The sequence below is a fragment of the Prevotella marseillensis genome (assembly GCF_900625065.1).
In the GTDB taxonomy this organism is placed as follows: Bacteria; Bacteroidota; Bacteroidia; order Bacteroidales; family Bacteroidaceae; genus Prevotella; species Prevotella rara.
In genome coordinates this window covers 2910632-2937274 of record NZ_UYXY01000001.1, presented here as the reverse complement: position 1 = coordinate 2937274, position 26643 = coordinate 2910632, and the positions used below count along the sequence as shown (strand labels likewise).

18 protein-coding genes are annotated in these 26643 nt (G+C 50.2%); 7 read left to right on the top strand and 11 right to left on the bottom strand.

What is annotated here, in order from left to right:
* Positions 1 to 139 precede the first annotated feature (139 nt).
* The 3 genes from EJL04_RS11780 to EJL04_RS11775 all read right to left on the bottom strand — a co-directional run bounded on the left by EJL04_RS11780 (position 140) and on the right by EJL04_RS11775 (position 2330).
* Positions 140 to 1246 carry a BACON domain-containing protein gene (locus tag EJL04_RS11780; protein WP_125105046.1) on the bottom strand — a complete coding sequence of 369 codons (1107 nt, stop codon included), beginning with the start codon at positions 1244 to 1246 and terminating at the stop codon, positions 140 to 142.
* A 262-nt stretch (positions 1247 to 1508) separates the two neighbouring features.
* Positions 1509 to 1610 (bottom strand): smalltalk protein, encoded by a 102-nt coding sequence (locus EJL04_RS16395; RefSeq protein ID WP_021855817.1) that lies wholly within the window; start codon positions 1608 to 1610, stop codon positions 1509 to 1511.
* A 273-nt stretch (positions 1611 to 1883) separates the two neighbouring features.
* Positions 1884 to 2330, bottom strand: coding sequence for an HU family DNA-binding protein (locus tag EJL04_RS11775; protein WP_053398911.1), 447 nt, complete (start codon positions 2328 to 2330; stop codon positions 1884 to 1886).
* 576 nt (positions 2331 to 2906) lie between these two features.
* On the opposite strand from EJL04_RS11775, the gene EJL04_RS11770 reads away from it, so the two are divergent.
* Entirely contained in the window at positions 2907 to 3689 is a 783-nt protein-coding gene (locus EJL04_RS11770) for a phosphatase PAP2 family protein (RefSeq protein ID WP_125105045.1), read from the top strand.
* Between the two features lie 405 nt (positions 3690 to 4094).
* Here EJL04_RS11770 and EJL04_RS11765 read toward each other — a convergent pair whose 3' ends face one another.
* Both EJL04_RS11765 and EJL04_RS11760 read right to left on the bottom strand, forming a co-directional pair.
* Positions 4095 to 4544 carry a D-Ala-D-Ala carboxypeptidase family metallohydrolase gene (locus EJL04_RS11765; RefSeq protein WP_125105044.1) on the bottom strand — a complete coding sequence of 150 codons (450 nt, stop codon included), beginning with the start codon at positions 4542 to 4544 and terminating at the stop codon, positions 4095 to 4097.
* Positions 4545 to 4605: 61 nt separating this feature from the next.
* Positions 4606 to 5031, bottom strand: coding sequence for a hypothetical protein (locus EJL04_RS11760; RefSeq protein WP_053398915.1), 426 nt, complete (start codon positions 5029 to 5031; stop codon positions 4606 to 4608).
* A gap of 408 nt (positions 5032 to 5439) precedes the next feature.
* Between EJL04_RS11760 and EJL04_RS11755 the strand changes: the two genes are divergently transcribed.
* The 3 genes from EJL04_RS11755 (at position 5440) to EJL04_RS11745 (ending at position 10942) form a co-directional block, all read left to right on the top strand.
* Positions 5440 to 6255, top strand: a complete 816-nt coding sequence (locus EJL04_RS11755) for a hypothetical protein (RefSeq protein ID WP_125105043.1) — start codon at positions 5440 to 5442, stop codon at positions 6253 to 6255.
* 216 nt (positions 6256 to 6471) lie between these two features.
* Positions 6472 to 9099, top strand: a complete 2628-nt coding sequence (mutS, locus tag EJL04_RS11750; protein WP_053398917.1) for a DNA mismatch repair protein MutS — start codon at positions 6472 to 6474, stop codon at positions 9097 to 9099.
* A 508-nt stretch (positions 9100 to 9607) separates the two neighbouring features.
* Positions 9608 to 10942 carry a cytidylate kinase family protein gene (locus EJL04_RS11745; RefSeq protein ID WP_125105042.1) on the top strand — a complete coding sequence of 445 codons (1335 nt, stop codon included), beginning with the start codon at positions 9608 to 9610 and terminating at the stop codon, positions 10940 to 10942.
* 472 nt (positions 10943 to 11414) lie between these two features.
* On the opposite strand, the gene EJL04_RS11740 is transcribed toward EJL04_RS11745, so the two are convergent.
* Positions 11415 to 12971 (bottom strand): IS1634 family transposase, encoded by a 1557-nt coding sequence (locus EJL04_RS11740; protein WP_125103887.1) that lies wholly within the window; start codon positions 12969 to 12971, stop codon positions 11415 to 11417.
* Positions 12972 to 13205: 234 nt separating this feature from the next.
* On the opposite strand from EJL04_RS11740, the gene EJL04_RS11735 reads away from it, so the two are divergent.
* Together EJL04_RS11735 and EJL04_RS11730 are read left to right on the top strand one after the other, a co-directional pair.
* Entirely contained in the window at positions 13206 to 15068 is a 1863-nt protein-coding gene (locus tag EJL04_RS11735; protein ID WP_125105041.1) for a leucine-rich repeat domain-containing protein, read from the top strand.
* 186 nt (positions 15069 to 15254) lie between these two features.
* On the top strand, positions 15255 to 15740 hold the full coding sequence (locus tag EJL04_RS11730; RefSeq protein WP_021855807.1) for a GNAT family N-acetyltransferase: 486 nt from the start codon (positions 15255 to 15257) through the stop codon (positions 15738 to 15740).
* Between the two features lie 330 nt (positions 15741 to 16070).
* On the opposite strand, the gene lgt (EJL04_RS11725) is transcribed toward EJL04_RS11730, so the two are convergent.
* From lgt (EJL04_RS11725) to ychF, 3 genes are all read right to left on the bottom strand, one after another.
* The gene (gene lgt / locus EJL04_RS11725) at positions 16071 to 16919 is read right to left on the bottom strand and encodes a prolipoprotein diacylglyceryl transferase (protein ID WP_125105040.1); all 849 of its coding nucleotides are present in this window, start codon (positions 16917 to 16919) and stop codon (positions 16071 to 16073) included.
* Positions 16920 to 16967: 48 nt separating this feature from the next.
* Entirely contained in the window at positions 16968 to 17846 is an 879-nt protein-coding gene (lgt, locus tag EJL04_RS11720; protein WP_125105039.1) for a prolipoprotein diacylglyceryl transferase, read from the bottom strand.
* 227 nt (positions 17847 to 18073) lie between these two features.
* Positions 18074 to 19174 carry a redox-regulated ATPase YchF gene (ychF, locus tag EJL04_RS11715; protein WP_125105038.1) on the bottom strand — a complete coding sequence of 367 codons (1101 nt, stop codon included), beginning with the start codon at positions 19172 to 19174 and terminating at the stop codon, positions 18074 to 18076.
* A 456-nt stretch (positions 19175 to 19630) separates the two neighbouring features.
* Between ychF and EJL04_RS11710 the strand changes: the two genes are divergently transcribed.
* Positions 19631 to 21517, top strand: coding sequence for a tetratricopeptide repeat protein (locus EJL04_RS11710; protein WP_164511757.1), 1887 nt, complete (start codon positions 19631 to 19633; stop codon positions 21515 to 21517).
* A gap of 404 nt (positions 21518 to 21921) precedes the next feature.
* Here EJL04_RS11710 and EJL04_RS11705 read toward each other — a convergent pair whose 3' ends face one another.
* Both EJL04_RS11705 and EJL04_RS11700 read right to left on the bottom strand, forming a co-directional pair.
* Complete coding sequence (locus tag EJL04_RS11705) at positions 21922 to 24270, bottom strand: T9SS type A sorting domain-containing protein (protein WP_125105036.1); 2349 nt, start codon at positions 24268 to 24270, stop codon at positions 21922 to 21924.
* A gap of 284 nt (positions 24271 to 24554) precedes the next feature.
* Complete coding sequence (locus EJL04_RS11700; RefSeq protein WP_125105035.1) at positions 24555 to 26081, bottom strand: hypothetical protein; 1527 nt, start codon at positions 26079 to 26081, stop codon at positions 24555 to 24557.
* Between the last annotated feature and the right edge of the window lie 562 nt (positions 26082 to 26643).

Genomic DNA, 26643 nt, shown 5'->3' with positions numbered 1-26643 from the left:
TTATATTTTGTAAACTATGTTGCAAATTGAACATCATCCGCCCCATATCCTTCTCGTAAAGGGATATATGGGACGGATGATGTGTGTTCAGCCGCCGTTGCGTCCTGTAGTGTCTGCGGTGTGCGTGTTGCCTGCGTCGTCATTGTGCCGGCTGCGTGCCGTATAGAGTGTCTCCTGCGTCGCCTGCCGTAATCACCACTTTGAAGGTTCTTTCCTTTCCTGTATTGTTTGGTTGTGCCGTTACATACAGATTTTCGCCGTCGCGCTTCACGGTCAGCCATTCGTAAGTTTTTTCAAATTTGCCCGTGTCTGCGCAGTTTTCTTTTTCATCCAATGTGGCATAATAGATATTATCGTTAATGTAAGTGCAGTGTATTATCCATGCAATGTCTTTGTCTGTCGTGCATGTCTGTGTGCCGCCTTCTGCCGGTATCGTAACTTGTTTTGGCTTTAGGTTTATGGGGGTGCCTCCTCCCGTCATCAGCTCTTCCTGCGTGCCGTTAATATAGTCAAAGTAGTCACCTGCCTCTACGTTTATTCTGAATGTTCTTTCTTCTCCGTAGTTCATGTCTGCCGATATGTTCAGCGTCCAGTCGTCCACGCTTACGTTGAGCCAGTCGCACTTTTTGTTGAACTTGCCCGTCTGATACATGTTTCTGTTCTCTGTGTTGTCGTAGTAGGAATTATACAGCGTCTCTCCGTCAACCTCTATTGATGTTATCCACCAGTGTTTTCCTTCGGTAGTTACAGTAGCAGGGTCTCCTGCCCCGTTGAGCGTTACGGTCTTGGTCGACAGGCCTATGATGTCGTCCCACCAGCCTGTAATCATTTCTTCCTGCACGCCCGTGATGGTGGCCGTGCTGTCGGCTGTGGCAAGGACAATCTTGAAAGTGCGTTCTTTATATACGTTATCGTCTACAGCCACTTCGATGCTGCTGCCGTTGCGTTTCATGCTTACCCACTGGCATCGCGCTTCATACGCTCCGCCTCCTGCCATCAGCTGCTTCTCCTCGGCTGTAGGTTTCAGAGTGTCTTCCTCTGTCGTAATTTCTTCTATCCACCAGCCTTCGCTGCTGCCTATGTTTACAGTTGCAGTGTCTGCATTCAGTTCAAATGTCAGGGTGGTATCGTTCAGCTCCACGGCTTTTGGCTGTTCCGGATTAATAGGCTTTTGGGGGTCGTTGTCGTCGTTTGAGCATGCCGTGAAACAGATTACTGCCATGAGCATAAATATCAGTTTTTTCATAAGCTATAAGTTTAACAGGTTAATTTTGTGTAATGATTTTAATCTCTTAGATGTTGGTGTCTATTATTTTCCCATAGGCTTTAAGGTTTATGTGTTATATGTTTGAGTTTTATTTGCCAAATATAGCGATTTATTTTTACAATTATATTTTTTTTATTAAAAAAATGCACATTTTTTGTATATTTTTTGAATAAACATAAAAATCCGGCAGACTGAAATGCCTGCCGGACCGGTTGGTTGATTTTGATTAACTGCATCCTTTTCAGATTGCCGCGTTCACTCCGAACACGCCCAAGATGGCTGTTGCCACTGCCACTATCACCTTCAGAATTATCGAAATGTTGTTCTTGTCTTTTGTTCCCATTGTCTGTTTTGTTTTTGTAAGTTTTCTAACCCAAATCGGTCATCAGACCGCATATTACTTTATCAATTTTGTGCATTGATGCTTTCAGTCTGTCTTTTTGTTTCTATTGGCGTCTTTTTGTCAGATTTTTCTTGACATAGCCTGCTATGCCTGCTAAAAATATAACGAAAATCTGCTCAATATAAAGCTAAATCCCGACCGAATCCTAATGACCGTTTTGGGTTTAATTTATGTGTTTTACGTTCATCGTCTGCATTCATTCATGCCCTGCTGCTACACGGCCTCCACGTCGTCGAGGGCGTCGCTCACAGCGTTCTTGGGCAGCTCCTGCACCTTGCAGCCCGTAAGCAGTGCGCGGGTGCGGGTCTTGTTCTTGTCAATCTTGGTCTCGGGCTGAAACAGCACGTGCACCGACTTGACGTTGCCGCTTGCCGTAAAGTCCTTCACGGTGTCGGCCGGACTGGTGTGCATGCCGATCTTGAATGTGCCGAGGCGGTCGAGCTTCACGCGGTGCGACATCTGCAGATGCTTCTGCATCGTCTCCACCAGCTCGCTCAGTACGGCCACGATGTCGGCCCTCTTCACCGTACAGTTGGCCTGCATCTCGTCTGCCAGGTCGTCTATTGTAACTGTGCCCGTGTGCACGGCGCGTGCATACCACTTGCCCTTGTTTGCCGAACCTTCTCTGTTTTCCTGATACAACTTATAAAAAACTGCCATAATCTTTTTTTCCTTTCTTTTTTAATGGTTAATAATCTGTGTGTGTTTCTCTCTGCATTAAGAAGCTTCTTTGTGTCAGTTGTGTCTTTCATGCTGCCCGGCGCCGCTTCGGCGGCTGATGGTTGCCGGCTGTCCATGCAGTCCTTAGAGGTGCCTGCGGCTTCATGTCGTTCACGTTTGCAAAGATACACTTTCTGATCAGCGATGTCAAGTTTTACCACGATAGACTGTATGCTCAACTGCTGTTAGTATGCTTTCATGATCAGTTCCGATGTTTCGTTTCGTGTTGACTGTCAGGCGCTTACGCCCGCATGGCTTTTTGCCGTGCTTATGATGCTTTCGGCTTGCCGGGCTGTTTGTGCCTTGGCTGACTGCCGTCGTAGGCCGTGCTTTGTGCTACAGCTTGTGTTGATGCTTGCTGTTTGGTTAAAATAAGTTTTCGGGATATGCGTATATTGAAAAATACATTAAAAAAATAGTTTCCCGATAGGTGGTTTTCAGCATTTCCGTGTGATATCTTTGCCGGTTTATGCCATCGGCAATGACATTGCTTGACACACCGGAAAAATTAACGAAATGATGAAATATAAAGAAATGTTCAACTTCAGGATCATCCTTATTATGCTGCTGCTCTGTGCTGCTTCAGGCGTCAGTGCTGCCGACAGCCTTAGCTGCGATGTGCAGCGGCGTTGCACCTTCGACGACGGCCACAGGCTCAGGGCTGTCGACATAGTGGTGCCTGCCGCCCTCGTAGGCGTGTCGGCGCTGTATATCGAGAACGGATGGATGGTCAGGCAGAAGCGTGCCGTGAGATACGCCCTCGTGCCGAAGGACAGGCGCAAGATGCATGCTGACGACTATGTGCAGTATTCGCCCGTGGTGGCTGTCTACGGGCTTAACCTTGCAGGCGTGCGCGGCCGCCACTCGTTCAAGGACCGCACCATCATGCTTGCCATGTCGTATGCCACGATGGGCATTATCGTCAACACCATGAAGCTGGCCATAAGCGAGCGCCGCCCCGACGTAAGCACGCGCAACTCTTTTCCGTCGGGACACACAGCCACGGCCTTCATGGGCGCGCAGTTTCTTTATGAAGAATACAAGTCGGTGTCGCCCCTTATAGCCTGGTCGGGTTTTGTGGTGGCTCCGCTCACGGCCTATCTGCGCGTCTACAACGACCGCCACTGGATAAACGACGTTGTGGCGGGTGCGTGCATAGGCATCGTAAGCACTAAACTGGCCTACAGGCTCTATCCCCTGCTGTTCCGCAAGTCGTCCTGCCGCCGCTCCACGGCTCTTGCCGCCCTGCCCTACTACGACGGCCGCAGCGTTGGCGTGAGCATGAACATGACGTTTTAGTTTCATACCTATCCGGCCGCATTACGTTCATGGCATTTGCGGTGTTTTTCCTTTCTGTTTCCCGTGTTTGCCATGTTCGTTTTGCGGCATATATTTGTCTCGTATGCGTATGTTGATTATAATAACATGGTCATGTATACAGGCAGATAGTTGATGCCGTTTTCCCGGCGATAATCCTTGGTGTATTTCACACATAGGTGCCCATAATTCCGCCTTCCACCAAATTTTTTCTGCGCGAAATGTCGGTATCCACCAAATCTTTTATAAATATACGCTATGCCGTGCATAACAGAAAGACCGCCTTTCGGAGTGCGGAAGACGGCCTTTTGCAGGATGAAAGATAACTTTTTGCAGCACGAAAGGCTGCCTTTTGCAATGTGCTGGGTGTCAGCGCGTTGCGTGGGCTCATGCCGCCTTGTAGAAAGGTATGGCCTGGCGGCGGTTTTGGCCCTTGCCGGCCTTGTAGGATACGTGCAGCCAGCACGCCCCGTTGCTCATGGAGTGCTCAAAGAGCAGCTGGTCGAAGTCGAGGTTGGCGGTTATGTAGGCATACATCTTGCGCCCCGTCTCCATGCCCGATATGTGTATGTCGGCAGCCTCGCCCCTCATGTGCTGCGAGGTGTTAGCCCCGCCCACTATGGCGTTGAGCCGTTCGGAGCGGAATCCGCTCGTTATGCGTATCACGCCGAATCGCCTGCGCAGCGGCTCCAGCACGTTCAGGCAGAGCTGCCTGAGGCGTTCGGTCTGTTCTCTGTCGGGCGTGTTGTCTATGCGGTGTCTTACTGCCGCGCCCGAGCGGCACATCTCCTCCAGCGTGAAGTGTTCCGACAGTCTTGTCTGTGTGTTCTTGTCCATTGTCTTGTGTTTTATGGTCTGTTAATGTTTTTCATGGTTACCTTGCCGTTGCGTTGTCTGTTCAGCGCATGCATCTTATCATGGCGTAGAGCGGGTTGCGCGAGTGCCTGCAGTACATCAGCCAGCAGTAGCGGCTGAAGAACGACTTCTGCTTCACGCCCTTCCTCTCTCTCGCGTTATACACCATGGCGTAGGGATTCTTCGGCATGGGCACGTGCAGCACGGTGCATGCCCTGCGCGCCATCTCGCTGAAGCTGTAGGGGCGGCCCAGCCTGTCAACGGGGCTTTCGGCCATGTAGACGTCGTAGACCAGCTCCATAAGGTCGGTCTTGCTCTCCGTCCAGTACAGGTTTTCGGCCGGGTTGCGTGTCAGCAGCTGGCCCAGTTGCTGCGCCATTATGCGCCTTGCGCTGTCGCGCTGTTCCTTGCTCAGCATGTCGGCAAAGTCTTTCTGTCTCTCTTCGTTCAGGTTAATACTTACAATCATTTCTAAAATCAGTTTTAAAGGTCTGTTGTATTTGTGCCCTCTGCCCTGCCCCGCGGTAGCTTGCGTGGCGGCGCCGGGCCCGTGTTATCTCATGAAACAATCTCTCCTTGTCGGGCTAAGGTCCTGTTCCGGGGGCAAAATTATGCCGCTTTTGTGCAATATATGTTCGCAATGCGATATAAAAACATTAAAAAAAGTTTTATTTCCTGCCCCCTCTGCCCTGCCCTTCAGCCACGGCAGTTGTGCCCGTCTGTGCCGTGTGCGGGGGCAAATCCCGCTGAATTGTAGGGAAAATCCGATGCTGTTGTAGGGTAAACAGCTTGCATTTTAGCCCAAATTTCACTATCTTTGCTCTCAGAACATTTGTTTGATACTGCTGATTGTCTAACATTTAAAAAATTGACGGTTATGAAACGATTACTTACATCCTTCATCATAATGATGATAACCACGGTTACGTTGCAGGCAATGACATATACGCAGGCCCGTGAGGAGGCCCTGTTCCTGACAGACAAGATGGCATACGAACTGGGACTCTATGAGAGCCAGTATGACGCCGTGTATGAAATAAATCTCGACTATCTCATGGCGCTCAACTATCAGGACGACCTTTACTCTACGTGCTGGACGCGCCGCAACCTCGACCTGAGCTATGTGCTCACCGCGGCACAGTATAACCTGTATATGTCAAGGACATATTTCTACCGTCCGGTCTACTGGAGTTCGGGCTTCAGATACAGCATCTATACGCGCTACACTGACCGCTCTTACTATTATTACAGCCGCCCCAGCGTCTACACCACCTACCGAGGAGGCCACAGCTGGCGCAGCAACGGCGGCAAGAGCTGGTATAAGGGCCGCACATACAGCAGCGCTCACAAGCTGACGCCGGTAAGGACGGGCACCACAAACCACTCGGGCCACAGCGTGACGACAACCCCAAAGCCCTCTAAACCGACTAATCAGGGCCACACGGTTACGGCTCCCAAGCCTTCTACGGGCACCGCGTCGCACGGCCGTCCCACTACCAACAAGAAGCCTACAACCTCAGCCGGCAAGCCCGCTACGAGCCGTCCGTCGAGAGGTACGGGCACATCGGGCAGCATAACTGTAAAGCCTTCAGGCTCGTTCAGCGGTACAAAGCCCGTAAGAAGCACAGGAAGCAAGCCCTCGACAACGACGCAGAAAACCACTCCGACAAAGGGCTTCAGCGGAAAAAGATGACAACAAACTTATAAGAAATAGAAAATTGGGATTTGAAAACTGGGAATTGGAAGAGATTAAGAACAGCCGCTTAATTGTCTTTCAATTCTCAGTTTTCAGCTGTTTTTCCTTTTCGGTCAGTCAGAAATTGGAAAAAAATTAGTAAGTTTGCAGCTTGAAAATAACCCATAGTGCCTGACTTACAGACCAGAACAGGCAGGCTATCCACAACAGATCATGGCAAAGAAAGACAACGAACTAACCCCGATGATGAAGCAGTTTATGTCGCTGAAGGCAAAGCACCCCGACGCGCTGCTGCTGTTTCGTTGCGGAGACTTTTATGAGACATACCTTCAGGACGCCGTAGACGCCAGCAAGATACTGGGCATAACGCTCACCAGGCGCAACAACGGAGGCTCGAAAGACCCTACGGAGATGGCCGGATTTCCGCATCATGCGCTCGACACGTATCTGCCAAAGCTCGTAAGGGCGGGCAGGAGAGTGGCCATCTGCGACCAGCTGGAGGACCCCAAGCTCACCAAGAAGCTCGTTAAGCGAGGCATAACCGAACTGGTTACGCCCGGAGTGGCCATGACCGACAACGTGCTTAACTACAAGGAAAACAACTTTCTGGCAGCCGTCAACTTCGGCAAGACGGCCTGCGGAGTGGCGTTTCTCGACATATCTACCGGCGAATTCCTCACGGGCGAAGGCTCCTACGACTATGTAGAGAAGCTGCTCGTAAACTTCTCGCCTAAGGAAGTGCTCTTTGAGCGCGGCCGCAGGGCAGAGTTTGAGCGCTGGTTCGGCAACAAGTTCTTCACCTTCGAGCTCGACGACTGGGTTTTCACCGAGCAGTCTGCCAACCAGAAGCTGCTGAGCCACTTCGACGTAAAGTCGCTCAAGGGCTTCGGCGTGGAGCATCTAAGGAGTGGAGTGGTGGCGAGCGGAGCCATACTTCAGTATCTCGAGATGACGCAGCACACGCACATTGGCCACATAACGTCGCTATCGCGCATTGAGGAAGAGCGCTACGTAAGGCTCGACAAGTTCACCATACGCTCTCTGGAGCTGCTGCACCCCATGCAGGACGACGGCTCGTCGCTGCTCGACGTCATTGACCGCACCGTGTCGCCGATGGGGGCCCGCATGCTGAAACGCTGGGTGGTGTTCCCCCTGAGAGATGCCCGCGTGATAGAAGACAGGCTCGACGTGGTTGAATATTTCTTCCGCCATCCCGAATTCAAAGACCTTCTCGACAGTCAGCTCCACCGCATTGGCGACCTTGAGCGCATCATATCAAAGGTTGCCGTGGGCCGTGTGTCGCCGCGCGAGGTGGTGCAGCTCAAGACAGCCCTGCAGGCCCTGGTGCCCGTAAGGCGTGCATGTCTCGAGGCAGACAACGCCGTGCTGCGCCGCATAGGCGACCAGATGGCGCTGTGCGAGGGCCTGCGCGACCGCATTGAGCGAGAGGTCAACGAGGACTCGCCGCAGCTCGTGAGCAAGGGCGGCGTGATAAAGAACGGCGTAAGCAGCGAGCTCGACGAACTGCGCAACATTGCCTACAGCGGCAAAGACTATCTGCTGAAGATACAGGAGCGCGAAACTGAGCTTACGGGCATATCGTCGCTGAAGATAGGCTACAACAACGTGTTCGGCTATTACCTCGAGGTGCGAAACATCTACAAGGACAAGGTGCCGGAGGAGTGGGTGAGAAAGCAGACTCTTGCCAACGCCGAGCGCTATATAACGCAGGAGCTGAAGGAATATGAGGAGAAGATTCTGGGTGCCGAAGACAAAATATTGCAGCTGGAGAGCAAGCTGTTCTCCGAGCTGGTGCTGTCGATGCAGGAGTATATTCCCGCCATACAGACCGACGCGTCGCTCATAGCCCGTATCGACTGTCTGCTGTCTTTCGCCAAGACTGCCGCCGAACACGGCTACATCCGTCCTGCCATTGATGCCGACAACATTGTGCTCGACATACATCAGGGACGCCACCCGGTGATAGAGACGCAGCTGCCCGTGGGCGAGAGCTATGTGCCCAACGACATATATCTCGACGACAAGAAGCAGCAGATAATAATAATCACAGGTCCGAACATGGCCGGAAAGTCGGCTCTGCTGCGACAGACGGCACTGATTGTGCTGCTGGCCCAGATAGGATGTTTCGTGCCGGCAGAGAGCGCGAGGATAGGTCTGGTGGACAAGATATTCACACGTGTGGGGGCGTCGGACAACATATCGCTGGGCGAGTCGACCTTCATGGTTGAGATGACCGAGGCTGCCAACATCCTCAACAACGTTACTCCGCGCTCGCTGGTGCTCTTCGACGAGCTTGGACGAGGCACGTCCACATACGATGGAATAAGCATAGCGTGGGCCATTGTGGAGTATCTCCACGAGCATCCCAAGGCTCAGGCGCGCACGCTTTTTGCCACTCACTATCACGAGCTCAACGAGATGGAGAAAAACTTTGCCCGCATAAAGAACTTCAACGTAAGCGTAAGAGAGTCGGGCGGCAAGGTTATCTTCCTGAGAAAGCTCGAGCCGGGCGGCTCTGAGCACTCGTTCGGTATACACGTGGCGCAGATAGCCGGCATGCCAAAGAGCATCGTGAAGAGGGCAGAGACCATACTGAAGGAGCTTGAGGCAGACAACGCCCAGGTTGGCGGAGTGGGCAAGCCGTCGGCAGAGAAGATAAACATGAGCCGGCAGGGCATGCAGCTCAGCTTCTTCCAGCTCGACGACCCAGTGCTGTGCCAGGTGCGCGACGAGATACTGGGGCTCGACATCAACAACCTGACGCCCGTGGAGGCGCTCAACAAACTGAACGACATAAAGCGCATAGTTACAGGCAAATAGGGCAGGGCAGGGCTGCCGCCGTGGCGCGGTGCGCGCTGTATTGGCGGCAGAAAACCAACCCCCAACAGGTCATCATACCGCACATGGTTTTATCACTTTTGTGCATTAAGGCTTTCATACCGAATCATAATAGCCGATTTGGGTTAAAGACAAGGCGCCGTATGGCAGCCCATCAGACATTTTAAGTCTATGACTGTCGGCATGAATGAATGTCGTAAGTCATCAACATATACGCACACTGATAATAAGTTCTGCGCCGTGATTTAAATCAGAATACAATACAAAGGAGAACATTTCTCCGTGGAGAATAAAGACAAAAGAAAGGATAGCATAATCAGAAAGGAGAACAGAATAGTTGCAGGGGACAGCATTACAGCCGTAAAAGCCAAAATACACCGGCAGCACGCTCAACATCCGGCATCTCAATACCCCTCAAGTCAAATCATAATTATCCATTCTCCATTCTCAATTCTCCATTAGAACAGATTTGTTTTCAAGTCAAAATATTATGCAGAAAAAGACAATATTTCTAACAAGGCGTTACATCCTTTTTATCATTTCGGTGTTTATCAACGCCTACGGCATAGCCTTCATCACAAAGGCTCTGCTGGGCACGTCGCCCATAACGAGCGTCAACTACGTGCTGAGTATGTTCACGCCCCTTACCATGGGCCAGTGGACCATCATCGTAAACCTTCTTTTCGTGGCCACAGAGCCGCTCATGATGAGCCGCTCACAGCTGCGCGCCGACCTCCGCATGTATCTCATACAGATACCCGTTACGCTCTGTTTCGGCACGTTTATCGACATATCCATGTCGTCGCTGTCGTGGCTTCAGCCCGAGGCCTATCCCATGCAGCTGCTCAGCATGCTCGCCGGATGCGTCATTCTGGCGTGCGGCATAACGCTCGAGGTTAAGGCCGACGTGGCAATGGTGGCGGGCGAGTTCTTCGTCAGGGTGCTGGCAAGGCGCATAGGCGGCGACTTCGGCTACGTTAAACTGGGCTTCGACGTGGGCAACGTCATCCTTGCCTGCGTATTCTCGATGCTCTTCATAGGCGGCATACACGGCGTGCGCGAGGGCACGGTGGCTGCGGCGCTGCTCGTGGGGCCGATAGTTCACTTCCTCACACCGTTCTGCCGTGTGCTCAACGGCGTGCTGGGCTACTCTAAGCAGACCGAAGGCAAGGCTGCCGCGGCGCCTGCCGACGTGGTGGTTACCATAGCCCGCGAGTTTGGCAGCGGCGGCCACATGCTGGGCGAGATGCTTGCCTCGAGACTCGGCGTAAGGCTCTACGACCGCGAATTTATAAAGATGGCGGCAAAGAGCAGCGGCATCAACGAAGACTACATAAGGCGCAACGAGCAGACCATACCGTCGTTCTGGCTGAAGTGCATACTGTCGCAGGGCTACGGCACGCAGGCGGGCAGGGGACTGTCGGACGACGTGCTCTTCCTTGCCGAGAGCAAGATAGTGCAGCAGCTGGCCGACAAGGAGCCGTGCGTAATCGTGGGGCGCTGCGCCGACTTTGTGCTGAAGGGCCGTCCGGGCGTTGTGCGCGTGTTCTGCTATTGCGACCGTGACACAGCCATCGACCGATGCACGTCTGAATACGGCCTGGACAAGGTTAAGGCGGAGGCCGAGATAAAGAGGCTCAACAAGGCCCGCGGCACTCACTATGAATATTACACGGGTCAGCGCTGGGACGATCCGCGCAACTACGACCTGATGATAAACACAGGCTCGATGACGTTAGACCAGGCGTGCGACATCATCGTGCGCATGTATGCCAACGCCAAGGCAGGCATGAAGGCAGCCGTGGCAGGCCGAACTGAGGCCTGACGCTGCCGTGGCTCATACCCTATGGCGTGCCCTACGGCGGCATGGTATGCATCAGTCTGCCGCCGACGCTGGCGTGCGTCGCCATGTATTGTATAACGTATTGAGTTTCAGTGTATTATAAAAGGCCGTCTTTCGGCCTCTGATATGTGCTCTTTTGCCGTGCAGAAGATATGCTTTTGCCGTGCGAAAGGGCACATATCGTTTTTTGGCGGTTCGTTGCAGGTGTTTTATTTCCGCAAAATATCCCCAAAACCTGCCGTCGGCATTAAGGGTGGGTTGATGCCATACAAGGCGTTGGTCGACACAAAATGCTGTTTTTTCGGGCAGGACCTTTCGGTTTGTTGTTTTTTTCTTATTTTTGCACGGAGAAACGATCGGCTATTTTTACAAATAAAACAAGTGAACACATACATTTCTTGAACATTAAAAAAACTATTTATGAAGAAAATTATCCTTACATGTCCTGACTTCGTCAACGTGTCACCCAAAAATCATCAGTAAACAATGAAGCAATGCGTTGATGACGTTTCATCAGCATAGTTCTGTTGATAGTCTGCTTACTTTGAGGCAATGTCATCTGTATAGTCACTATAGTTTTAGCAAGTTCGAGCACCTTGTCCACACTCATATTTATGCCTGATAGTTTCAGCAGACGCTCCAATTCCTTGTAAACTTTCAAGGCCACGAAGCAGATACAGACATGTGCTTCTATCCTGCGCCTTGTAAAGTGAAACATTGGTCTTATCTCAATCTTTGATTTTGATATGCGGAAAGCTCTTTCAACATGCCACAGGTTATGGTAGGCGGCATATACGTCATTGACGTGTATATTCGTATTGGTAAGGTATCCTTTGAGACCATCCCATTTCGCATCCTTCTCCAGTTTCTCGTAATTGATGGTCACCTTTACATTTCCTTCCATTTTCAGGAATTTGTTGTATCCACGCTTGTTGATATTGTCTTTGGTAAGCGTACCTCTGTGGTATGCCTTCTCCAGACGGCGTATACCTTTCTCACGGTTATAAGCATCCTTTCGGGCACGCTCTTCTGTATATCCGACCAACAACCTCTGTCCGTTACCTTTATCGTATTCAACCATTTGGCAGTCCGTCTTAGGCTGCTCCAGTATCCATTCCTGTATCTTCCTGCTCTCGTTCTTGATTTTCGCACCGATGATATACTTGTAACCGTTTGCTTCAAGGTCGGCTATATTATCGTTGTTCATCAACCCTGAGTCAGCCACCACGACAAAATCTTCCAGCTCATATTTCCGGACAAATTCAGTCACTACCGGAAGCATCGTGTGCCCCTCGTACTTGTTGCCCTCATGGATGCAATACGCAAGCGGATAGCCGCCAATGCTGACCAACAGTCCCAATATAATCTGAGGGTTCTGATGACGCCCTTCCTTGGAGAAACCGGTTTTGCGAAGCTCGTCCTCATAGTCCGATTCAAAATAGAGTGTGGTGACATCATAAAACAGCACACCGATGTGGCCGCCTAAAATATTCTTCGTGTGAAGGACGCTTATGTCCTGAACTATCTTATGTTGGTTATCGCTCAGTTTGTCCAAATAACGATAGATCTTCGACAGGCTGACATCTTCGTCAAAATGATTCTTCAGATACTCCACTGTCGCAGCTTTGCTTGCAGGATAAGACAAACGGGCTTTTACAAGTTGGCGGAATACCTCATCATCTATCCTGTTGAATCCAACGCTGTCAAAGACACGGTCAAGTATCAGGTCCGCTCCATTGATCGAGATGTTGGTTATGCACGAAAGCATCTGTTCGGCACTCAGAAGTTCTGCATCACACTTCTTACGTTCCTCACCGAAAAGATCCAGCCGTGGATGGCGGTGTTCCTGTTCCTCATATATCCATTTACGACCTTTCATTACGAGAGAATCTACCTCTTCTTGAGTGCGCGCTATACCTATAGTGGTAAGCTCATTCATCTTGCCCTTGACCTTTTCAACCACTATGACACCTACATTGCCTGATGGGTATTTCTTTTTACGTATAAACATGTTTTTTGCATCGTGTCACCCTAAAATGGGTGACACAAAATTACAAAATATTGTTTATCAACGAATTATAATGTTTAGTTTTTTTGAGTGACGAAGTCAGGAAAATGCTGTTTTTTCGGGCAGGACCTTTCGGTTTGTTGTTTTTTTCTTATTTTTGCACGGAGAAACGATCGGCTATTTTTACAAATAAAACAAGTGAACACATACATTTCTTGAACATTAAAAAAACTATTTATGAAGAAAATTATCCTTACATGTCTGGCGGCGGCGATGACCCTGGCAGGCAGCGCACAGGAGACGGCTACAATCGACGGAATAACTTATCTGCTCGACGGCGGAAAGGCATCGGTGATGCAGCAGAAGGGACTTACGGGCGACATCGTGATACCTGAGACCGTGAGATACGGCGGAGATGACTATACGGTTACCACCGTGCAGAACAATGCCTTCAGCGGAAACGACATTACGGGAGTTGTGCTTCCCAACACTGTTACCGTGATGGGCTCGTCGTGCTTCTCGTCGTGTTCTAAGCTTGTATCGGCAGACCTGCCCGACAACATAACTTCGCTGGGTGGCAACAGCTTCTCTTTCTGTTACTCTCTTAAGTCGGTAGACCTGCCCGAAAATCTCGTATCGCTCGGTGATATGTGCTTTGAGCGTTGCTACATGCTTGAGGCGATTGAGCTGCCGGCAGGAGTTACATCGCTTGGCAGCGCATGTTTCTCAGGCTGCGACAGGCTTAAGGCTATCAGTTTGCCCAAGGGCATCACGGAGCTTGGCTATCAGTGCTTCTACGCCTGCAAGAGCCTCACTTCGGTAACTCTGCCGGCAAGTCTGACCACTATGGGCGAGAGCTGCTTCCACAGCTGCTCGTCGCTTGGATCGGTGAAGTTTGAGGGAAGCCTGACGGAGCTGAAGAAGAGATGCTTCTATCATTGCACTTCGCTCGAGTCGATAGACATCCCGCAGGGTGTGAGGGAACTTGGCGAGGAGTGTTTCTCGGGCTGCACTTCGCTCACGTCGGTCAGTCTGCCCGACGGCATCACCGACTTAAGGAGCAGTTGCTTCTCAGGCTGCACTGCTCTTCAGGCAATAACATTGCCCAACAGCATAGACAACATAGAGAGCAGATGCTTCGAGAGCTGCTCAGCCTTAGAGTCGATAGTCGTGCCGAGCGGCGTAACGAGGCTCTACGAAGAATGTTTCAGCTACTGCTCAAAGCTGGCTTCGGTAACCCTGCCGGAGAGTATCGAGAAGCTGTATGATGACTGCTTCAGCAACTGCACCTCGCTCAGCGGAATCACTCTGCCTGCCGGACTGAAGAACATTGGCGCCGGATGCTTCCGCAATTGCAGCGGACTGACCTCGATACTGCTGCCAAGGAGCGTAGAGACGCTGGGCAGCGGCAGCTTCTCGGACTGCACTTATCTTGCCGACGTAACCTGCCAGTGGGACGACCCTGACGAGGTGAGCACGGGCAATTTCGTGTTCGGCGACATATATACAGAGTGCCGCCTGCACGTGCCGGTAGGCACCACGGCGCTCTATAAGGTCAAGGAGCCGTGGAGCGGGTTTAAGTTTATCATAGAGGAAGACGGACAGGTGGTTGACCCCGTGAGGTGCGCCACGCCGACAATAGCCTATGCCGACAACTCGCTGACGTTCGGATGCGCCACCGAAGGGGCGGAATATCATTACACGATAAGCGCGTCTGACGCCGTTGAAGGAGCCTACTCGGCCGACGGCAATGTGGCTCTCGGTGCGGCATACGACATAACCGTGTATGCATCGGCACACGGCTATCTTAACAGCGAGGAGGCTAAGGCCGTGCTGTGCTTCATCGACGCCACGCTGAACACTGCCGGAATAAACCTTGGTGAGCGCCGCGGCGTAGTGGTAAGCTCGCATGACGGCTGCATCACCGTAAGCGGACTTGCCGACGGCGAGCAGGTTGCGCTCTACAGCGTGGGCGGCATGATGCTCTCGGCAGGCAAGGCGTCGGCAGGCAGCATAACGCTCAGCGCAGGCCGCACGGACGGCGTCGTGCTGGTGAAGATAGCCGACCGCAGCATTAAGATCAGCGTGAACAGACAGTAAAGCCACGCCGGGCCTGGTACGGCCGGGGCTCGGATTATTCATACTGCAATCGAGGTCAGGCGCATGTCAGGCGTCAGGCTTCGATTGTGTTGCATGTATGCAAGGGCGCCTGCGGCATCTGTCAGCGCATGGCAGGCCGCGGCACGTAGAGGATAAAGAGATAAAGCAAACATAAATTATACAGAAATGATACGTTACGTTGAGGAAAAAGACATTCAGGAGATAACCGCGCTCTACAACAGATACATCGTAGAGGGCGTTGAGACATTTGAGACCGAGACGCTCACCGAAGAGCAGATGGCCGAAAGGGTGGGGCACATATCGGCAAGCTGCCCTTATCTCGTGGCTGAAGAAGACGGCCGCGTGGCAGGAATATGCTATGCCCATCCGTGGAAGGAGCGCGCCGCCTACTGCAACACTTACGAGACGACGATATATCTCTCGCCCGACTTCACCCGCCGCGGCCTCGGCACTGCCCTGATGCACCGCCTGATAGACGAGTGCCGCCGGCGCGGATACAAGGTGCTGATAGCCTGCATAACGGGCTGCAACGAGGCGAGCATAGAGCTTCACCGCAAGCTGGGCTTCAGTCAGGCGTCGCATTTTCACGATGTAGGCTACAAGCTCGGGCGCTGGCTCGACGTGGTGGACTTTGAGCTGAAGCTTGACTAATCCTTGTCAGATTATATGCTCTATATGTCAGCATGGCATCATTGTTGCGCGTCAGTATCATGAAGTCATGCTGACATTCTTTTATAACGGCGTTTTAAGCCCGTGTGAGCCGTTTTCTCATAAACAGCCCTCATCTTCACGCCGAACACAAGAAAACGCGTCAGAACGGATTTTATGTCCGGCAGAAAATCCCTTTTGTTATGTTTTTTTTGCTTGAACGTAATGGGCAATAAAAAAGAAATTAGGGGAAATTTTCCGCAAATTTCCCCTAATTTCCCTTGTTTTCCTCTGTATTTCCCTATTTCGGCCGTTAAGCCGTAGGATATCAGTCTATTTTTCAATGCCCAGTTTCTGCATCCATTTTCCGCCCTTCATGCAGAGAATGCCTATGATTACGAACGGGATGCTGAGCAGCTGTCCCATGTTGAGCAGCATTGAAGCCTCGAAGTCTTTCTGTATGTCCTTTGTGAACTCGATGAAGAATCGTGCCGTGAAGATGAGTGTTATGCAGAGTCCGAAGAAGAATCCTGTGCCCACGCGCTGCGGCTTTTTGCGGTAGAAATACCATCCTACGAAGAAGAAAATGGCGTAGGCTATGGCCTCGTAGAGCTGTCCCGGATGGCGAGGAGTCATGTCAACGCGCTCGAAGATGAACGCCCAGGGCACGTCGGTTGCCTTGCCTATGATTTCAGAGTTCATGAGGTTGCCCAGTCGGATAAAGCATGCCGTTACGGGAGTTGCTATCGCCACGTTGTCGAGCACTCGCCAGATATTAATCTTTGTTCGGCGGACATAGAACCAGAGGGCGATGATTAGTCCGATGGTTCCGCCGTGGCTTGCCAGTCCTTTATATCCTATGAACTTCCACGATCCGTCCTCCATGAAGTGTATTGGCAGTATCATCTCCACTATATGCTTGCCGCTCGACAGGAAATAGTCAGGATCATATAACAGACAGTGGCCCAATCTCATGCCTACTAGTATACCCACGAAACAGTAGATGAACAGTGGGTCGAACAGCTCCGGCTTTATTTTCTGTTCCTTGTAGAGCCTCTTCACAATGAAATACGCTGACGCGAGTCCTATGAGCCAGCACAATGAGTACCAAAATACAGATATTGGTCCTATGTTAAAGGCCACCAGGTCAGGATTCCATAGTATGTAGAGTAGGTTGTTCATCTTGTAGGTAATAATGTCAATGCTTATTCTTTATTGGCTTATTCACCCTTATTCGCTCTTCTTGTCTTTGCTTATTTGTTTTTCAGTTCCGAGTCGTTCCATTAACTTTCGGTTGAATATGCAAAGTAAGCCGACTATAATGAACGGTATGCTGAGCAGCTGTCCCATGTTGAGCAGCATTGAAGCCTCAAACTCTTCCTGTATGTCCTTTGTGAACTCTATGAAGAATCGTGCCGTGAAGATGAGCGTTATGCAGAGTCCGAAGAAGAATCCTGTACCCACTCGCTGCGGTTTTTTGCGGTAGAAATACCAGCCTATGACGAAGAATATGGCGTAGGCTATAGCCTCGTAGAGCTGTCCCGGATGGCGCGGAATCATGTCGACGCGCTCGAAGATGAACGCCCAAGGCACGTCTGTTGCCTTGCCTATGATTTCAGAGTTCATGAGGTTGCCCAGTCGGATAAAGCATGCTGTTACGGGAGTTGCTATCGCCACGTTGTCGAGCACGCGCCAGATGTTCACCTTTGTGCGGCGCACGTATAGCCAGAGGGCGATGATTAGTCCGATGGTTCCGCCGTGGCTTGCCAGTCCTTCATATCCGGTGAACTTCCAAGAGCCGTCGGCCATGAAGTGTATTGGCAGTATCATCTCCACTATATGCTTGCCGCTCGACAGGAAATAGTCGGGCTCATAGAACAGGCAGTGGCCCAGACGGGCGCCTATCAGTATGCCCACGAAGCAGTAGATGAACAGCGGATCGAACAGCTCCGGCTTTATCTTCTGCTCCTTGTAGAGCCTCTTCACGATGAAATATGCCGACGCAAGGCCCAGGAGCCAGCACAGCGAATACCAGCGTATGGACATCGGCCCGAGATGAAATGCCACCAGGTTGGGGTTCCACAGGATGTATAATAATTCGGAAATCATGATAGGTAATATTTATGTAGTTAGAGTAGTTAAAGGAGTTATCGCAGGCTTGGGCCTGCTGGTAGTTAAAGTCATTAGCCTTGCCTGTTGAGCAGAGCCTGTGCAGTTAACGTTTTTATGGTGCGCAGGTTTAAAGGCATTTGACTTTAACTCCTGAGCGACCACAGGGAGCGGTAACTACTTTGACTCCTTTAACTACTCTTTCAAGCCTCTTTTGCTCTTAAAATTTATACATTAAACCTGAAGTGCATGATGTCGCCGTCCTGCACAACATAGTCTTTGCCTTCGATGCCCAGTTTGCCGGCTTCGCGCACTGCAGCCTCAGAGCCGTATTTGATGTAGTCGTCATACTTTATCACCTCGGCGCGGATAAAGCCCTTCTCGAAGTCGGTGTGGATTACACCGGCACACTGAGGAGCCTTCCAGCCCTTGTGATATGTCCATGCCTTAACCTCCATCTCGCCTGCGGTGATGAATGTCTCGAGGTTAAGCAGGGCGTAGGCTTTCTTTATCAGACGGTTTACGCCGCTCTCTTCGAGGCCAAGCTCGTCGAGGAACATCTGCTTGTCTTCGTATGTCTCAAGGCTTGCTATGTCTTCCTCTGTCTTGCCTGCTATTACGAGCACCTCGGCGCCTTCGGCCTTTGCCACCTCCTCAACGCGGCGGCTGTAGTCGTTGCCGGTCTTGGCAGATGCCTCGTCGACGTTGCACACATACAGTACGGGCTTAGCCGTCAGCAGGAACAGGTTGCGTGCGGCGTCCTGCTCTTCCTTGCTGTCAAACTCAACCACGCGTGCGTTCTTGCCCTGTTCGAGCACTTCCTTGTATGCCTCGAGCACCCCTACTTCTATTTTTGCCTCCTTGTTTCCGGCGGCTGCCACCTTCTGCTGCCTGCTCAGGCGTCCCTCTATGGTCTCGAGGTCCTTCAGCTGCAGCTCGGTGTCGATGATTTCCTTGTCGCGTATAGGGTCTATGCTGCCGTCAACGTGAGTGATGTTGTCGTCGTCAAAGCAGCGCAGCACGTGTATGATGGCGTCGGTTTCGCGTATGTTTCCGAGGAACTTGTTGCCCAGACCTTCGCCCTTGCTGGCACCCTTTACGAGTCCGGCAATGTCCACAATCTCGCAGGTTGCGGGCACGATGCGTCCCGGATGAACAATCTCGGCGAGCTTTGTCAGGCGTTTGTCGGGCACGGTTATCACGCCGACGTTAGGTTCGATGGTGCAAAAAGGAAAGTTGGCTGCCTGTGCCTTCGCGCTCGACAGGCAGTTGAAAATCGTAGACTTGCCCACATTAGGCAGTCCTACTATACCACATTTTAATGACATGTCTTATAAACGTTTATATTCCGGGCGCAAAGTTATAACAAAAAAGTGATATAACTGTCATTGTGGCGGCATAATTAATGTTATGATTTGTTGCGTGGCTATCTGCCTCCAGCTTTATGTTGCCGCCGTTCTGGCTGCATTATCTCAGTCATGGCCCGCCGCACAGGCAGAAAAAGCATACGCCGTACGGCGCAATGTCATACGTCGTTAAGGCCTTGTTAAGGCGGCAGGATAGGGCTTAATTTACGGCAAAAAGACAAAAATAGCGGATAAAGTGGCCACGTTTTGATTAATAATTCGTACCTTTGAGACCGGCCTTGTCTGATATTATGTTTTGAGTATTGCGGCTCTCTATGCATACAAGTCTTACGCCACGGCCTGCCGTCATGCAGCGTGATGCTGACATGGGCGGTATTTCTGTTTGATGTTTTGCCGCTGAAATTAATTTTATCTGTTATGCGCTTGATGTATACCCAATACGGCAGACCTGCCTTATGTCTGCCTTTCCTTTTAGCCTGTGTCATTGAATGTTGCGCTGCGGCATGCCGCGGTGTGCGCTGCGTGGCTCTACGCGCCGCAGTGGCAGCATTGCTGTTGTCGTGTGTGTGTCCTGCGGTGGCAGGCGGGGCAGAAAAGAATGCGCTGAAGGAGCGGTGGACGGCATATCTGAAGGAGTATGTGCAGCACACGCCCGGCAGGAAGTTTTATCTGAACGAAATCAACAAGATTAACCGCAGCAATGCCGACTCGCTGAAGCCTGCGCAGCTGGCAGCGAGCTATTATCCCATGTGCAAGATGTTCACCGAGAAGGGCGACTTCCTGTCTGAGGTGCTTTTTGCCAGGATGGTGTTCAATGAGGTGAAGAAGACGGCTTCAAAGAAGACCGACTTCCTGATAATGGCAAAGTATGCCAACTCGGCCGGAATAGGCTACACTATGCTCGGATTTCATGAGGAAGGCCGCAAGATGTTCGACAGGGCAGCGGCCATTGCCCGCAAGCACGGCTTCAGGAAGGTGCTGTCGCAGATATACACCAATCAGGCGCAGCTCTACTATGACACGCATGACTATGCCAAGGCTCTGAGGATGCTGATAAGTCTGAAGAGCCTGGCAGGGGTAAGCAGCATATTGTATAACAACATGGCGCTGGTCTACTGCGGACAGAAGGACATGCCCAAGGCCATTGCCTGCCTCGACAGTGCGATACAGTGTGCCGCCGGCAACAGAGATGTGCTGTCGCGCGTTTATATCAACAAGGGCGGACTGCTCACCGAGATGGGCAAATATAAAGAGGCCGAGAGGGCTCTTGTGATGGCAGAGAAGACGCTGCCGGGCGAAAAGTTTACGGTGTCAGAGCTGATGATAAGGCTCAACTTCGTGCAGCTTTACATAGCCATGGGGCAGAAGCATAAGGCTCTCAGCGAGATTGGGTATATCGAGGAGAAGGTGATACCGAAGCAGTCGGACGCCATAAAGGGCAAGTATCTCAAGGAGATAGCCACTCTCTACATGAAGCTCAACTATTACGAAAGGGCGTCGAGATGCCTGCAGGAGAGCATGAAACTCAACGACTCGCTCAACTTTGACAACCAGAAGAGGCAGCTCTTCCAGATGATGACATGGTATGACATAGCACAGCTGCGCAACGACAACATGGAGCTGAAGATGAAGTATGATTTTGCCAACATCAAGCTGCGCAACCGCACGATAATATCTGTGGCCACCATACTCGTGGCCGTGCTGCTGTCGGTGCTCGTGGTTGTCAGCATAAAGAAGCGCAAAAACGAGCAGCGACAGAGCGCTATAATACTCGAACAGGAAAAGAAGCTGAGGATGCTTGAGCAGAAAGAGCACGAATGGGAGAAAAAGAGAATGGAGAGCGAAATAGGAAAGAAGAGCCGCGAGCTGACGACATTCTCGATAGACCTTTCGTCGATAGACAATCTGCACAAGAACATCTGCGAGGAGCTTGCCGAGTTGAGCAAGGACATAGCCGAGGAAGACACGCGCAAGCGCGTCAACGGCATATCGCTTAAGCTGCGCCAGCAGACCGCCAATAGGCTCAACGAGGGCTTCAAGACATACTTCAACGAGGTGTCGCCACTCTTCGACGCCAAGCTCAAGGAGGCTCACCCTAACCTTACGCAGAATGACTGCCGCCTGTGTGCCTACATATACATGGGACTGACCTCGAAGGAGATATCGCAGATAACGTTCCGCGAGGTTGAGTCGGTAGAGAAGAGCCGCAACAGGCTCCGTAAGAAGATTAGCCTCGGCAGCGACGTGTCGATACGCGGATATCTGCAGTCGATAATTGACGACGGGCAGGACAGCGCGTCATGATATATATGGGCAATAGGCTGCCTGATATATATTTATCCTTATTCTTTACCCAACCCCGGCATCATCATATCAACAGCCGCCACGCGTCACTCCGATGCGCATGCTGCCGGCTGCCGGTGTCTTTATGTGTGACTGTAGGTATGGCAGAAGTGTCCGGCAAATATATTCCCGGTGTGGCGTATGGGGTTAAACATTCAGGGGTAAATGCCTTGCCGGGATAGCTGCCTGCAGGCTGTGCATCTTTGTGGCGGTGACGGCTGTTAAGATAATATTTTTTATGCTATGAAGCCGTGTCATAAAAAGACGGGGCGCCGGCCTTAATGTTTCACAACAGTTATGTCATGCCGTCGCCCCATTCAATATGCCGTGCCCATACGTGATTCAGATTAAGCACGGCATGCTAATCAGTGAGTGATGTGCATTTTTCTTACTGTCTTGTTCTTTCCGTTATCCACCACGAGGATATACATGCCCTCGGGCACATCGGTTACGTTCATCGTGGCTGTTGTGCCGCTCTCTGCAGCTGTCTTGACCATGTTGCCCGTCAGTCCGTAGAGGCTAATCTTCACGTTCTCTGCCGAGTTGAGGTCGATGTGTATCATGTCTGATACCGGGTTAGGATATATCCTCACGCTGTTGTCGGCTGCTGTCTCGCCGAGGCTGATGCCTGTGCCTTCAGCATTAAGGTCGATGACGCAAGCGCCTGACTCGCTGCCCTTGCGGATTGAGCAAAGCAGATATTGTCCGTTATCAGATAAATCTGTTACACCAAAAATTCTATAACCATCTAAGTCTGTATTATATTTCTCTGTTATCCAGTCGTTGAGGTCGCGCATGCCGTCTTCCTTAGTCCAGATGAACGGCACACCCCATATCTCTATTCCGGGCATTGTGGTCTGGAATGTACCGAAGGCCAGCGAGCCGTCGTCAGACACATTGCTTACAAATCCATAAAAACCATTTGTCGAAGGTGCGTTCTCGAGCATGCCTAACTGTATCACGCCTGTTTCTTCGTTCCATATATAAGGTTCTGATATTTCATGCTTGTCAGCAGAGTCGTCGGATGCATAGGCAAGCGGTCCTGTAGGTATGTATAAGCCGTATCCGCCAACCCATTTGCCGTTTGGAGAAACACATGAGCACTCCTGCATAACGTTTTCGTAGTCAGCAAGGCCTACTTCTTTGTCCTTGAACAGAATGACGCCGTCGCCCCATACACCGTTTTCCTTCTTCCATACAGATGACACCCACATACCGTCAATGTCCTGATAGCCTACGGCTACTGTGCCGTCTGCGTTCAGTGCATCAATGCGTGCGTTTGATGTTTTTTCCTGATATAGTCCGGGCAACTCTATCAGTTTGCCGTCTTCTTCATTCCATATTGCTGCAGCTGCCACGTTTTTGAATTTGAACGAGTCAGCATTTCTTATTACGTAAGCGTTTCCTCCAACAGTTTTTCCATCTCCTGATACACAATAACCACTACTTCCACTTTCACCCATTGGTGAGAAATAACCGAGAGGAGTCCATTCGTCGGCGTTTCTGTCATAGCGTGCCATTTCGCGGATTTGTGTTTCCGTAGCCTCTGACTGACGGAAATAGAATGTGCTCGAAGTACCGCATGTATATAATTCATTACCGTTATATATGATGCTGTTTACTGTTCCTTCAGTGTCGGCCAGGTCAGTGTTTATCTGCTCCCATGTCTTGCCGTTGTCGGCTGAATATATTATGGCCTCGCCTTTGCCTGCCACGTAGACATCGTCGCCGTTCCATACGGCAGATAGCCATGTGCCGCTTATTTCAGACTCAATTTCAGTCCATGTGGTTCCGCCGTCTGTGGTTACGGCTATGATGTTGTCGCCTACTACTATTCCTTTCTCCGTGTCAGCGAAGCTTACAGCCTTTAGCGCCTTGCCAAGGTCGCCGCACTGTGTCCATTCGCCTGCGCCTTCAGATGTGTATATGCGTCCTTCCTCAGTAACCATGTAGAACTTCTTGTCTGATGCATGGCATATAGCTGCGGGATGGCCTTCCCAGCCTGTAGCTGCGCTCCATGTCTCTGCACCATTCTCCGAATAGTAAAGCGCGCCGCTGCCGTCAGCCAGAACTGCTGCTGCAGCACCATAGAACTCGCCGCTGAAGTCTACATCCACAAACTTGTCTACATCGTCGTCCTTGCCCGGATGCTCATATTCATCAGTCCACCATGAGCCTGAGCTAGTGGTAACTTGATAAAAAGCATTGTCACCTGCAATTATTCCAACATAGTTGTTAAGGAAACATACTGTATTTATAGGTGAATCCATATTAGTAGGATTCCATCTTGTATTGAATCCTGTGTTTCTGATTACAATACCCTTATTGTCATCAGTCTTGCCTACTGCTATGTATCCTTTGTTTACGTTAACGATATCATTGAATGTGTATTTCTCTATATAAGACTTGCGTTTCAGCTCGGTATCTGGCTTTAGTATCGTATGTGCAACACCCGAAATATATTTGCCGTCGGCTGATATCACTCCGTTGCCTGCCGACCCCGGACCGTTTGACGATCCGCCTATATCTGTCATGTTTCCGTCCTGCGACGACCATAAGAAATATGGTGTAGCCTGTCCATAGGTTCCGCAAACAGTTCCGTCGTTAGAGATGCTTAACGGAATAAAATTGTCTTTCTGCATTTTAATCTGAGCAGAAGACGGGGCAGAAGCTAATAATGTTGCAACTGCAGCGAAAAGTACTTGCTTTTTCATAGTTCGTAATTATTAAGGGGTTAATACTTTGGTCTGATAAGGCGAGTGATGTATTTAGATTTATCTTCTAAATATTTTTATGTTTAATCCCAATCTTGCATTATGCACGGTTTGGGTTTAATATAGAGGTTAATATGCTTGTTTTTTATTTTTTCTTTATTTTTTCTTTCTTTTTTCGTCTCCTTTCTTTTTGTCTTTATTGCAGCTCTTTTTTATATGTCAAGATCGTTTTATTATTTGCCGGCACATGACAGGATGTGCCGGCTTTTAGAAAAACGTTACTTTTATTTTACCACAATTTTGCGGCCGTTGATAATATATATACCTCTTTTCAGATTATTTCTTACCTCGTTGTATTCGCCTTCAGCCACGATGCGTCCCTGCAGGTCGTATGCCTTCACGTGGCTGTTGCCGTCCTGCTCAATGTCTGTTATGCCTGTAGGCGTCTCGTCGAGCTTGATAATCCAGCTGGTGTAGTTTCCGGGTGCTCCATAGAATCCTGATATCACGCGTCCGTCGCCGCTGCAGATAGCTGTTCCTGTTTCTCTGTCCGACAGCCACTCGGCTGCTTCTGTTTCGCCTTTAGACTTGAGCCAGTCGATAAGAGTTACCTTTTCTGTGCTGTTTGCAGGATATACATAAGCTGTGCTGAGGTTTGACACAAAGAAGTCACCGTCGTCGGTTACGCAGTAGCCGTAGAGTCCGTCTTGATAGTCGTGCGGTTTGAGTGTTTCGTCTATGGTGAATAATGCCGCATCGCCTACAGCATAATTCTTTTCACACGTTGTAGCATAATATTTTCCATTAGTAGACAGCCACACACCATTTTGTGCGTAGTAATTTAGTGTAACATGCTCATAATAGAAGTTTCTGAAGTTCATTAGTTGTTTTGAGTATTCGTCACTTATTGCCACACATTCTTCCCATGCCTCATTATAGAGATTCAGATTCTCTTCTGTCATATAATATTTAGGATCAGGATAATATGTTGGCATTTCTGTTGACTCGCCTATGTTATAGGCCCACAATGAGTCTGCATATTCCGTTGAGTCTTGTTTGTAGGCATCTGCTTGTTCTTGGCTCATATAGTTGTAATAACTTGGCTCCACAGGTTCTTCTGTCGGAAACTCAGGAAATTCCAGCCCTTCTTCGCACAGTCCTTTGTCATAAACTTCATAAGTCCATGTGCCGTCTTCTGCTTTTCTGTATACCATCGGCAGACATTCGTCGTCTTGTCTCATGAGCTGAGCTGCTATCACCTTTCCGTCTTCTGATATACAGTTTGGGAGTATATACATAGGAGCAACGCCTGTGAAGTCTTTTTCAGGATAAGGCAGGTCTTCATATTCTCCGTAAGTTCCGTCGCTGTTCATTGTCCATATTACTGGCTTTATTTTTGTATTTCCGAATCCTTTGTCTGTGCCAATGAATCCTGCTATGTATTTGCGTGAGTTGGTTATGGCGTTGGCTGTTGAATAGAATGTGTCGCCTTTCCTTACGGGGAGCTCCTGCCATTCCTGTTTATCTATATTCAGTATAGCCGGTTTGCCATCTATACAGCCAACAAGGTATCCGTCGTTAGTAACCATGTTGCCCATGCCGAGGTCGTATCCTATGTCGCCCCCGCCATATTGCTGAAAGTCGTCAGTCTCAGTGTTAAGTATTCCTATCCATCCCTGTTCAACGGTTAACATCCATTTTCCGTTTTCGCTCATGGCATGGTAGCGCAGTCCGGGGAGTTCCTTCATTGTCTGTGCTGACATTAAACTTGTGCTCAGCAACGTCACTACAAGTAATAATAACTTTTTCATAATCGTTCTTTTTTAAGGTTGTGTAGGATTTTTTCTGCTGTATGTACCCATATCCGGATTATGGGAACTTTATGCAATTTCTTTTATGTATTTTCATGTTTTTTGCTTGCGCAATCATGATTTACACCGCAAAATTATTAAAATCATATCTTAAAGTCAAGTTTTTCTACCCTGACAAAACCCTGACAACCTTCGAAATTCCCTTATTTTAGGCTGTTTTTATGCCTAAATGTGGCTTTTTAGCAGAAAAATATGTGTTTTTATAATTTTTGAGTATCGTTGCCGCTCTGTTGCTTCGAAATGTATTTTCTGCCTTGTTTAAGGCGCGATATTTTGGCTTTGCCGGTGTCGTGCCGTTCTTTTCCTGATATATGGCGTGTTATGGGCGCCTCCCGTAGCTGCTGAAGGCTGTCTGCGTGTTGCGGCAAGTATTCTGATTTAATCCTGCCTTATGCAGCCTGACGGCTCTGCTGACGCTATTATATGACAAAGCCCCTATGCGCTGCGTTGTGCGCATAGGGGGCTTTGCTGTGTTATGGCGGCAGCTGCCTGAGGCTTTTGT

Coding starts and splice junctions, on each gene's coding strand:
- EJL04_RS11780 (WP_125105046.1), bottom strand. CDS start 1,246: ATGAAAAAACTGATATTTATGCTCATGGCAGTAATCTGTTTCACGGCA.
- EJL04_RS16395 (WP_021855817.1), bottom strand. CDS start 1,610: ATGGGAACAAAAGACAAGAACAACATTTCGATAATTCTGAAGGTGATA.
- EJL04_RS11775 (WP_053398911.1), bottom strand. CDS start 2,330: ATGGCAGTTTTTTATAAGTTGTATCAGGAAAACAGAGAAGGTTCGGCA.
- EJL04_RS11770 (WP_125105045.1), top strand. CDS start 2,907: ATGATGAAATATAAAGAAATGTTCAACTTCAGGATCATCCTTATTATG.
- EJL04_RS11765 (WP_125105044.1), bottom strand. CDS start 4,544: ATGGACAAGAACACACAGACAAGACTGTCGGAACACTTCACGCTGGAG.
- EJL04_RS11760 (WP_053398915.1), bottom strand. CDS start 5,031: ATGATTGTAAGTATTAACCTGAACGAAGAGAGACAGAAAGACTTTGCC.
- EJL04_RS11755 (WP_125105043.1), top strand. CDS start 5,440: ATGAAACGATTACTTACATCCTTCATCATAATGATGATAACCACGGTT.
- mutS (WP_053398917.1), top strand. CDS start 6,472: ATGGCAAAGAAAGACAACGAACTAACCCCGATGATGAAGCAGTTTATG.
- EJL04_RS11745 (WP_125105042.1), top strand. CDS start 9,608: ATGCAGAAAAAGACAATATTTCTAACAAGGCGTTACATCCTTTTTATC.
- EJL04_RS11740 (WP_125103887.1), bottom strand. CDS start 12,971: ATGTTTATACGTAAAAAGAAATACCCATCAGGCAATGTAGGTGTCATA.
- EJL04_RS11735 (WP_125105041.1), top strand. CDS start 13,206: ATGAAGAAAATTATCCTTACATGTCTGGCGGCGGCGATGACCCTGGCA.
- EJL04_RS11730 (WP_021855807.1), top strand. CDS start 15,255: ATGATACGTTACGTTGAGGAAAAAGACATTCAGGAGATAACCGCGCTC.
- lgt (WP_125105040.1), bottom strand. CDS start 16,919: ATGAACAACCTACTCTACATACTATGGAATCCTGACCTGGTGGCCTTT.
- lgt (WP_125105039.1), bottom strand. CDS start 17,846: ATGATTTCCGAATTATTATACATCCTGTGGAACCCCAACCTGGTGGCA.
- ychF (WP_125105038.1), bottom strand. CDS start 19,174: ATGTCATTAAAATGTGGTATAGTAGGACTGCCTAATGTGGGCAAGTCT.
- EJL04_RS11710 (WP_164511757.1), top strand. CDS start 19,631: ATGCGCTTGATGTATACCCAATACGGCAGACCTGCCTTATGTCTGCCT.
- EJL04_RS11705 (WP_125105036.1), bottom strand. CDS start 24,270: ATGAAAAAGCAAGTACTTTTCGCTGCAGTTGCAACATTATTAGCTTCT.
- EJL04_RS11700 (WP_125105035.1), bottom strand. CDS start 26,081: ATGAAAAAGTTATTATTACTTGTAGTGACGTTGCTGAGCACAAGTTTA.